The 10,923-nt window shown below is 53.3% G+C and carries 7 protein-coding genes; all 7 read right to left on the minus strand.

Annotation, left to right across the window (positions count from 1 at the left end; genetic code table 11):
- Nucleotides 1-1,829, minus strand: a 1,829-nt coding sequence (locus QJ48_RS31530; RefSeq protein WP_054977294.1) for a glycosyl hydrolase family 95 catalytic domain-containing protein, incomplete at its 3' end; no start/stop codon positions are given.
- A 17-nt stretch (nt 1,830-1,846) separates the two neighbouring features.
- Nucleotides 1,847-2,728 (minus strand): carbohydrate ABC transporter permease, encoded by an 882-nt coding sequence (locus tag QJ48_RS31535; protein WP_054977295.1) that lies wholly within the window; start codon nt 2,726-2,728, stop codon nt 1,847-1,849.
- 16 nt (nt 2,729-2,744) lie between these two features.
- The gene (locus QJ48_RS31540; RefSeq protein ID WP_054977296.1) at nt 2,745-3,701 is read right to left on the minus strand and encodes a sugar ABC transporter permease; all 957 of its coding nucleotides are present in this window, start codon (nt 3,699-3,701) and stop codon (nt 2,745-2,747) included.
- A gap of 24 nt (nt 3,702-3,725) precedes the next feature.
- Nucleotides 3,726-5,345, minus strand: a complete 1,620-nt coding sequence (locus tag QJ48_RS31545) for an extracellular solute-binding protein (protein ID WP_054977297.1) — start codon at nt 5,343-5,345, stop codon at nt 3,726-3,728.
- Nucleotides 5,346-5,563: 218 nt separating this feature from the next.
- Nucleotides 5,564-7,876 carry a helix-turn-helix domain-containing protein gene (locus QJ48_RS31550; protein WP_082420757.1) on the minus strand — a complete coding sequence of 771 codons (2,313 nt, stop codon included), beginning with the start codon at nt 7,874-7,876 and terminating at the stop codon, nt 5,564-5,566.
- Nucleotides 7,877-8,037: 161 nt separating this feature from the next.
- Nucleotides 8,038-9,255: a macrolide family glycosyltransferase gene (locus QJ48_RS31555; RefSeq protein WP_054977299.1), complete on the minus strand. Its 1,218-nt coding sequence runs from the start codon at nt 9,253-9,255 to the stop codon at nt 8,038-8,040.
- 54 nt (nt 9,256-9,309) lie between these two features.
- On the minus strand, nt 9,310-10,743 hold the full coding sequence (locus tag QJ48_RS31560) for an MFS transporter (protein WP_054977300.1): 1,434 nt from the start codon (nt 10,741-10,743) through the stop codon (nt 9,310-9,312).
- Nucleotides 10,744-10,923 lie beyond the last annotated feature (180 nt).

Raw genomic sequence — 10,923 nt, forward strand, 5'->3', positions numbered from 1 at the left:
CTTTGCAGCAGCATGTCATGAATCGCCGCCGCTCCCGCGAGCGGCGTCTCGATAACCGGCCCCGCTTCTTTATACATCGTGTTCGGCTTGATGATCAGCAGCAGCGCTTGCAGCAAGCGAAGCGCTTCATTCCCCCAACCGAGCGTCGCGGCAATGGATGCCGCGCCGGTCAGGCTGAAGCCGCGCAGATCGCCTTCCTTACCGATCCAGTGGCGAAGCGAGGTAGCGATCAATTCCCGGTCCTCCTCCCTGTCGCAGCCGATCAGGTGCAGCGGAAAGACGGCGAGCAGGTGGCTGAAATGCCGGTGGCCGTACGCAAGCGGCGTGTCGCGGCCGATCATGTAGCCGGTCTCATCCACCGGCAGCGGCGCCAGCCGGTCGAGAACGTGCAGCCATTTCCAGCACGACGGGTCCGCTTCCCCCAGCCGCTCGCTTATGGCCAGCAGCGTTTCGCAGCCCCAGCGGATGAGCGCCAGATCGTAATGGCAATCGCGCACCCTCGTCCCCATAAACGATCCGTATTCGGGGGAAATGGTCGGCGGCAAATGCAGTCTGCCGTCTTCCTCTTCTTCCAGCAGGTGAAAATAATAATTCATACTTCTTCGCAAGAGCGGATACAGCACATTTCTCAGCATCTCGTCATCCATAGAGTACCGGTAGTGCCGCCAAACATTGTGGCAGATCCAGGCGAGGTTGCCGACCTCGTCGTCCACTTCGCTTTTCAGGTCAAAGCTGCAGCTTCGGCCGAGTCCCGCCGAATCGTGCCGGAACGGCTCGGGCACGTTTCCAATCAAATGCTCCCTGTTCTCGTCGAGCGCCCGCACAAGCGATTGCCCGATCTCCAGCCGGTTCGCCGCATAGACCGGCGAATAGCTCATTTGCACGTTCATGTTGAACCAGATCCCCGGCCAAGGCGTCGGGGCAAGCCACGGTCCCTGATTGTCGATCAGCGGCCGGTCGGCCCGTGTGGCCGAGGCCAGCTTATACATCTGAATCCAGTAAAAGCTTTCCAGCCGCCCGTCCGGGATCGAAACGAAGCTTTGCCGGTAATACCGGTGCCACCACCGGCGATGCGCGTCGACCCACGCGCCGAAATCGCTCTCCGAAGCTTTCCTCACCGCTGCCGCAGCTTGTTCCTTCGCCTTCTCGTCATGGCCGTTGACGATGCTGACATACCAGATGCTGCGGCGACCTGCGGCGGCTCGCGTCTCCTTCCATGCCGCGACGCAGCCTTCATCCGGGGCAAACCGCTGGACGGATAAGGATATGCCGTCGTCCCACGTCGTTTTGTCCACTTCTTCCGCCGGAATGTACTGGTTCATATTGATGCCGTCGGCATGCTTGAGCACCGGGTCCACCTCGGAATTCGCGTACCACGCCAAGCGCGCGCCTTTTTCCCCTTCCGTCGTTTCGAGCTCGACGGCCATAACCTCCGCTTCGCTGTGGACGAATGCCCGGACCCGGACCTCTTCCCGGGTCGTCGTCAATACGGCGCGCAGCTCGGCATTCCACAAATCCAGCCGCATCGAGGTCGGATGATAAATCATTCCTTCCAGCTCCAGGTCCAGCTCGCCGACCGGTACGCGCGGACAGAAGCCCGGACCGTCCGTCCGGGTCGCCGTCACGTCCGTCCGCCCCGCAACGAACCGCAGCACGTTCCGCTTCTTCGCATTCTCCTCCCCATAAATCATCGCGCCGATCAGACCGTTGCCGATAAAAGCACCCTCGTCCCAGCTGACGGGCTTGACGACCCATTCCATATCATTATCGGCCATAAACTGCTCCCAATTGAGCTCCAGGCGGACATTTTCCGTTTCGTTTCCATTCATGCTGCGGGTTCCGCTCCTTATCCTTTGATTGCGCCGACCAGCGCACCCTTCACGAAGTACTTTTGCAGGAACGGATACACGAGAAGAATCGGCACCGTCGCGACGATAATCGTCGCGTATTTCAGCGTAACCGACAGCATCGCCACATCGCTATCCGACGCGCCGACGGCCATCGAGCTCGCTTCGCCCTGCAGCAAAATTTCGCGGAGCACGAGCTGCAGCGGATACAGCGACCGGTCCTGCAGAAAGATCATGGCATGGAACCAGGAGTTCCAATGACTGACGCCGTAATACAGCATCATAACCGCGATGACGGGCATGGACAGGGGCAGCATGATGCGGAACAGGATGACGAAATCGTTCGCTCCATCGATCTTGGCCGATTCCTCCAGGCTGTCGGGGATCGCCTCGAACGACGTTTTCATAATGATCAGATTGAACGTATTGATCGCATGCGGAATAATAAGCGCCCAGAGCGAGTCGGCAAGCCCGATTCCTTTGACCGTAAAATAAAATGGAATCAACCCTCCGCTGAAGAACATCGTGAAGACGATAAACAACATGAGCGGCTTGCGGTAGCGCAAGCTTTTGCGCGACAAGGCATACGCCCCGAAGGCCGTAAGCGACAGATTGAACGCAAGTCCGACGATGACGACGAACAGCGTATTCCCGTAGCCCTTCAAAATCATCGGGTTATTAAACACGCTCGCGTACGCCTCGAGCGAAAATCCGAGCGGCTTCCACAGCATTCCTTTGTGCGCCATCAAGCTGGCGGCGTCACTAACGGAAGCGAAGGCCACGTACACGATGGGATAAATGGTGAGTACCATCAGCAAGGTCAAAAAGACGACGTTGCCGGCATCAAAGCATCTTTCCGAAACGGTGCGCTGGTTCAGCATCGGCTGTTCCTCCTTTCTACCATAAGCTCGTATTGTTCAGCTTGCGGCTCAACCAGTTGGAAAAGATCACGAGAATAAAATTGATTGCGGAGTTGAACAACCCGACCGCCGAGCTGAAGCTGTAATTGAAATCCTGCAAGCCGACCCGGTACACATACGACGAGATGACATCGGCTGTCTCGTACGTGCTTGGATTGTACAGCAGGATGATCTTTTCGAATCCGACATTCATCAGCCGTCCGATGTTCAAAATAAGCAGGATGACGATCGTCGGCATCAAGCCCGGAATCGTGACATGCAGCATCTGCTTCCACCGCCCGGCGCCGTCCATCCTGGCGGCTTCGTACTGTTCGGGATCGATGCCGGTCAAGGCGGCCAAAAAGATGATCGTTCCCCAGCCGATATGCTGCCATATCCCGGAAGAGACATAGATCGAGCGGAACATATCCGGCTCAAGGAGCAGCGAAAGACGTTCTCCCCCCATGTAGACGAGGATATCGTTAATGACACCGTCGGCGGATGTAAAGTCCTTCACAATGCCGCAAATGACGACGAGCGAGATGAAGTGTGGCAAATAAGTGACCGTCTGCACCGTGCGCTTGAATAATGTATGTCTCACTTCATTAAGCAGCAGGGCGAGCACGATCGGCGCCGGAAAGCCGAACAGCAGCTCGTAGAAGCTGATCAGCAGCGTATTTTTGATCGTTCTCCAGAAATAAGCCCCGTTGAAAAACGTATTGAAATGCTCGAAGCCGATCCATGGACTCTCCCCTATGCCGAGCCGGGGCGAAAAATCTTTAAACGCGATGACGGCCCCATACATCGGAGCGTAGTGGAATATCACGTAAAAGAGCAGCACCGGAAGCAGCATGACGTACAGCAGCTTATTTTTCCGGATATCCACCAGCAGCCCAATACCCGCACGTTTCTTCGGGACCACGGCGATCGTCGTTTCCGGGTTCATGGCGCTCATGTTCTCTCTCCTTCCAAGCCCGATTTATCGTTTATTGTACCGGTCCAGCGCTTCTTGATAAATTTTCGTTACCTTATCGATTCCCATCGACTGAATCTGCTTCACGTAATCGTCGAATTTGTCTATCGGTTCCTTGCCCATAATAAATTTCACGAACATTTCTTCCTTATAGCTCGCGATCGCCGTATTCAGCTTGGCTACTTCCTTGCTCTCCTCGACGGTCGGCGTAATAAACAGCGGCATCACATGCTTGGCGGCATCGGTTTCGGACCATATCTTCACGGCTTCATCCTGCTCCGGGAACGTGTTGAAGTTTTTCCGGCTGTCTCCCGGGAACGGCCCGTTCGGCTTCGTATATTGAGACACCATTTGCTGGAGATTATATTTCTCGTTTTTCGTTATCTTGTCGGTGAATTGCGGCGCGCCGTCCTTCATCGCATAGCTCTCGCCTTCAATCCCGAAGTTGAACAGCAGGCTGCCCTTCTCGCTGAAAGCGTAGTCCAGCCATTGGACGGCCAGTTCGGGATGCTTCGTGTCGACGGTTACCGCTTTGCTGGCGGACGGATTGTATTTGAAATCACGTTGTCCGATGAAGGCCCGCTCCCCTTTTTTCAAGGTCGGATACGGCGCGGCAACAAGCTGGAATTTCGGATTTTTCTTCTTCCCGGTTTCCATCCAACGGCCCATGCCGCCGCTGAGCAGAGAGACCGTGGCCCCCGAATTTTCACCCAACATTTTGTTGTCCAGCGTCTTCGAATCCGTGTTCAAGGCAAAATCCTTATCGATCAGCCCTTCCGCATACCATTTCCGGAGCAGAGCAAGCGCTTCCTTGAACTGCGGATCGATCGGCCCGTACTTTACCTTGCCTTGATCGTCGATATAGAACCGGTTGGCCGTACGGTAGGCCCCGATAAACGCGTCTTGAATATTAAACTCGTTGCTGTACAGCGAAGTGAACGGAGCCGACGCTCCCTTTTGTTCTTTAAACGCTTTCAAAACGGTGTACCATTCGTCGATCGTCGTCGGCACCTGCAGCTTCAATTCGTCCAGCCAGTCTTTGCGGATCATCGGTCCGCGGAATACAAGCCCGTTGTCGGGACGGATCATCGGAAATACATAATATTTGCCGCTGTCCGTCTTCACCATCTTGTCCAGCTCTTTGTCCTGCTGCAGCCGCTTTTTCAGATTGGGCGCATACTTGTCAATATAATCGTTAAGCGGCAGAATGACCTTGTCGGCGATCGCCTTCTCCGCTCCTCCGGGATAGGAGCTGTTCCAGTCGTATTCGATGACGTCCGGCAATTTGTTCGACGCGATCAGCAGATTGAACTGCTCCTTCGACTGCCCGTCGGCCGGATGCGCATACTTGACTTTCACGCCGGTTTCCTTCTCCAGCTGTTTGCCGAACGGCGAGTCGGCCAGGTTGGGCACAAAGGTGATCAGGTTCGTATTGATCAGCTCCCACGAGGTCAACGATTCCTTCGTTTGGATAGGGTACTTGCCAGCTTCCGATGACGGCGCAGGCGTTTTCGTCGCATCCTGGCCATCCCCGATATTCTGTTTGGTGCATGCGACGACCAAGCTGGAAGCCAGGACGACACATGCCGCTGCGCGAAACGATTTACCGGCAGAGCTTTGTTTCATGCGAATCCCCCTATGATTTGAGTAAGTGTGCACTCCGGGTTGCTGCACCTTAGGGCCATTATGCTACGAAGCGCACCTCGAAGGCTATATTCAAAATCGAAACTCCACCGTTAAAAACGGCAGTATGACGGCCATGCTTTTTCGCAATCCCTATGCAAAAACCGAAAAAAGCCGCGCAAGCATGCTTGAACGGCTTTTCCTGGGCGGGCCAGCTATTATTAGAGCTCTCTATATTTTCCCGGCGTAATGCCTTCGAATTTTTTGAAAATCCGGTTGAACGTGTTGATGTCGGCGTATCCGACCTTTCTGGCGATTTCCGCAACCGACAGCTTAGTATCCGGGAGCAGCCGCTTCGCTTCCTCCAGTCGGGTCATGCTGATCACATCGAGCAGCGCCTTGCCCGTCTGCGCCTTGAACTGCTTCGACAAATAAGACGGGGTCAACCCGAACGCTTCGCCGAGCATCGAGATATTGAGGTTCTCATCGTTGTAATGATCCCTTATGTAAGAGAGGATCTGCTGACTCAGCATACTACTCTGCTCCTGGCTGCGCTCCTCCTGGATCAAGCGGCATACTTCGCCAAGCACCTCACGGAGCTGCACCTGCATCTCCATGATCGTTTCGCAGCCGGTCAACCGGTCCACCGGATTGACCCGCTCGAGGAAATCCCGCTTGCCTCCCGCGCCGATTTCGTCCATCGTTTTCAGAAGTGTGCTGATCATATCGAACATGAGACATTTGGCCAGCGGTACGGACAGGGACGCTCCGGAGACGTTGATACCGATAAGTTCGTCGATCATCGCACTTGATTTCTCGTGGTCGCCCGTCTTGACGAAATTTATCAGCTGCTGCTCCACATGTAAAGGGTAGTAGTAGCTGCCAGATGGTTGCGCCGTATCCGAACCGGGCAGATCGATGTAACGGATAATTTCCCCGCTCCCCATCACGAGGCGGTATTCCAGCGCCTCCAGCGTTTCTTGATACGCGCGCGGAATCCCGTACAGTTCTTGATGGATGCCGCTGATCGCTGCGGTCAGGCGGATATGGAAATGGTCGAGCAGAAATGACTTGACCTGGGCCGCGATTCGCCGCAGTTCTTCCTCATCAGGCTCCGTCCCGAAATTGACGATGCACGCCAGCATATCGTCCATTTCCGTCGTGAAAGCGTGATGGCGGCTGCCCGCCACCTCCTCCACCACGTTCATGATGATAAAATGCAGCAGCCTGCCCATCCGGGGATCGGGATAACCGGACGAATCCAGCTTGCCGTAATGATCGATGTGAAACAGAAGGACGGCAAAGTGTGGCGAAGCCAGCCGGATATCGTGGGCGGCGAGCGACTCGTGTACCGGAACGTTTTGCTCCAGCCGGCCCTTCAGCAAACTCTGGAACAAATGCGAACGGATGGCGTCGCGATGCCGGCGAAGCCGCTGGTCGATCTTCTCCTTCTCGGCAAACGTCGTATTGAGCGCCTGCTCGAGGTACCCGTACTCGTTCGACCCTTCGTCGAAGGAGACGCCCGATTTTACCGAAAGGCTGCGAATCAGCACGCTGATCGGATTGTAATTTTTTCGCAAGAACAGGAACGTAACGATTCCGCCGATAACGAGGCTTAGGCCGATGCTGGTGTAAATGAGCAGCTTCATCGTCTTCATCTTGTCGTCGAACAGCTCGGCGGGAATCATCGAAACGTATTTCCAGCCCGTGCTGTCCGACGTCGTGTAGGACACGGCAACCTGTTTACCGGAAATCGTCTCATACAACAGGCCATGCCTGTTCGTGAGACGGTCGTAAACCGGTGCAACCGGGTTATGATCGAAGCCCGTCGAGGCGACCAGGCGGTTCTGCTTATCCACTACAGCGATCGAAGCCTGGTTAGCGGGTGTGATATTGTCCAATAGCTTGGAATCCTTGATGACGAACAGAATCACCGCACCCGGCTGATCCGTATGGTCGAGCGTGACCGATTTGGCGTACATGACGGCCTTGACCGGCTCACCATCCCCGCTTATCGTAACGGGGACGTATTCCTGAATGTACCGCTTGTCGAAAAACGCTCTCCACTCCTCGTAGCTCGTCCCGTCTGTCTCCCGCAATTTCCCGTACAACGCCCGGCTGTCGATGTGTTCCCTGGCCGACAATACGGTGTCGCTGTTTTTGTAATAAACGTAGATCTGCTCGATAAAATCGTTGGCCACCTGATACACCCGCAGATCGCCCGCGATACTGACCAAATCGTAATAGTCGCTGTCCGTAAGCGGCTGCTGCGCATTGATAAATCCGGCTACCCGCCGGTTCAACGCGATTTCGAGGCTTAACCGTTCGATCCCTGCCAGATTGCCGTCAATCGCCTGCTCCATCTGCCGTAGCATCGATTCGTTGGCTCGGTTGATTTCCGATTCCACCACATGCCAAGTGGCGGCATACAGAATCGCGCTGATCATAACCGGAACAAGCAGCACCGAAATGTAGGAAATGAGCCACGTGACGATCACGCTATGTTTGTTGATACGAATTCCTAACCGACGCAATTGGCCCGCCCCCTGCATGTCTCCCATAGAAATTGTAACTGCTTTCATTCCATTATACAGGAAACGGTTCGGGTGAAAAGCCTCTTCTTGCTTTATTCCTTTTTGGTCAGCCGCAGGATTTGACCACTGCCCGCCCATGAAGTGGACGAGCGGACCTCACTTTATCTATTTATTTTGGCAAAATAGTTCGTTATGGCATCGGCAGCCCGCTTATAGCCACCGGCCTGGCGTAAAGATTCGCCGATGACATGAGCCTGCTGCTTATAAGCCGGATTGCTCAGTACTTCTGCTAAAGCAGCTCTCAAAGCAGCGGGGGTGAGGTTATGTTTATCCAAAGCAATGCCCGCTCCCAGCTCCTCCACCCGCTTCGCCACAAGAGGCTGATCCGAGGTTAGCGGAATCATCACCAGAGGCACATTGTAATACAAGGCCTCGCTTGTGCTGTTCATGCCCGCATGGGTAATAAACGCGTCTGCATGCTGCAGCATTTCCAGCTGCGGAACGTATGGCTTTACAATAAAATTGTCAGGAATCCGATCCTTCAATGGTGTCATATCCGTATATTTGCCTGAAGATACGACGAACGTGACCGGTAAATCCCCAAATGCGTCAAAGCAAAGCTTGTAGAAATCCAAGTCTTTATTCAAGATGGTCCCCATTGCGATGTAAACCGTCTGACGATGTCGGGCGCGCAGCTGTTCGAACGGGAAAGACGGAGCATCCTGACGCGGTACGATCGAAGGACCGGCAAAAATAAAGCTATCGTCCAGCTTTTCCGCTTGCGGTTGAAAATAGCGGCTTGTATAAACGAGCTTTAATCGCCCCGCATGTCTGGCAATCTCATCCATAGCCGGGGCACGCACTTGAAATTCATCGGCTAATTGCCGCGTCAACTTCATCGTGGCCTCATACAGCTCCTTGACGTCCTTACGGTTCTCATCCAAGCCTTGATCAGCCCCCAAAGGCTCTACGAAAGCAAAGGAAGCGATGGAGCATACCGCAGGGATGCCCAGCTTTTCTGCGATGATCGTGCCTCCCCAGCCCATCAAGGAGTCGAAAATCAAATAATCGAACGTTTCATTCGCCGTAACCCGCAGAACTTCCGGGACGATCTTCCGAATAATCCCGCCGACCATCATATAGACGAACTGATAAGGATGCTTATACTCCGCGGGCTTTAACACCGGATCATGGGAAAAAGCGTCTTCGGGAAAAGGATAGGTCCGTAACTGTGCTCCGGTTTGTTCAATTCTGGCGCGATACTCCTCGGTGCATACATAGACAACTTCCTCGCCGTTGTCCGTCAACTGCTTGATCAATCCCAGCGAAGGATTCACGTGACCTTCCGCCGGAGTAATGACAACCAACACACGAGCCATCTTCTATACCTCCAAATCGTATGAGTCTCCCCGCATTCCGCAATGAAGCCGTTCTTACATTGGAAGCTTCGTCTCCGCCTCGTTAAGCGGGTGAGGGCTTTCTTGAACCCGGGTTGTAATCCTAAAAGATGTCACTAAACTTAAAAGCACGAAACCTAACTGGAGAGATAATGCCATCATAACTCCGGCAAATATCCCCCATTGCAGCGTCTCGCTTAGGGCGATCAGAGCGCCGCTTACTCCGATGCTCAATCCGATACTGAACGAATCAACGAATTGAAGCGTTGCGGATATCTCTCCTTCCTTCCCTGCCTGGGCCTGCTGTAATGCAATAGCTCCGGTTGTCGGATTCGCTAATCCTACGCCGAATCCTGTAATGATTTGCGAAAGCAGCACGAGGACAACCCCGCCGCCTGAAAATACGATGGCTGTTATCACGAACGTTACTCCAACGATCATAATCCCTATACCGAGGATTACCCTGCTTTTTCTGCCATGACCGCGATCTCGTTCATCGAGCTTGGATTGCAGCCACGCTGCGGCGGACCAGCTCAATGCGCCCGCGGCTACAATCAGACCGGCAAGCTCTTCCGAGAAGCCTTTCACTTCGGTAAGAGCCAAGATAACGAAGCTCTCCGTAGCAAAGTAGCAGGCAACATACAGCCCTCTGGAAGCCATGGTTGCGGGCAAGCCTTTTTTTACCGAAAAGGTGCCTTGGGGAAGCAGCTTTTGCAAGGAAGGAATCATGATGAGTCCGCCAACAATAGAAAGTACAATTCCTTTCCAATCGGAAATCATACCCAGTCCGGTTAATAGCAATCCTGTTCCAATGGCCAGTATGATGGCGTGCATTTCTTTAGAACTGTCTTTTGGGGCTGGTGTCATTTGAGCTTGCAGGTTTTGCAGATTTCGAAAGGAACGAAACGTTAAGCTTAACGCCAGCACAATCAATGGCAGAACGATCCAAAAAACAAATCTCCAAGAAATATATGCAGCTATAAGTCCTGCCACGTAGGGACCGATTAATGAGGGCAGAACAAAAGCCATGGAGAATGCAGCTAAAATTTTCGTTCGAAGTGCATCGGGATAGCTTAGTGTAACGCTGGTGTAGACACATGTGATGAGGGCGCCTGCTCCAAAGCCTTGAAAGGCTCTTCCAACGATAAGCATATGCATATTGAATGAAACAGCAGCAATAACGATACCGATAACAAAGATACTAAAAGACGCAAGTATGGATTTGAAAACGCCGCGCTTATCAATCTGCTGTCCCATGACGGTGGTCCCTATAATTTGAGCCAATAAAAAGGCGCTGAAGATCCAGCCGTAGAGATGAATGCCCCGTAAGCTTTGTGCCAGATTAGGGGCAATCGTCGTAATGGCCAGCCCTTCGAAAGCTACGGTCGTAAGGACCAAAATAATACCGATCGTCAGAGCCCTGTACTTCACGTCAAAAATCCCAATCTGATGTGAGTTTGTTGTTTTCATACACCTCCATAAAGGAATGGTTCGAATGGTAAACCGATCCATTATTATCCTAAATATACAATAAACTCATTACTTTGTATAGAAAAAACTTTACTTACTAAAAAAGCCCCCTCGAAGGGGGCTCCAAAGTGTTGAGAAACCCAGAATGGAGAAAATCTCAAACAAATAGAGGTGGGGTAT

The sequence above is a fragment of the Paenibacillus sp. A3 genome (genome assembly GCF_001399685.1).
In the GTDB taxonomy this organism is placed as follows: Bacteria; Bacillota; Bacilli; order Paenibacillales; family NBRC-103111; genus Paenibacillus_G.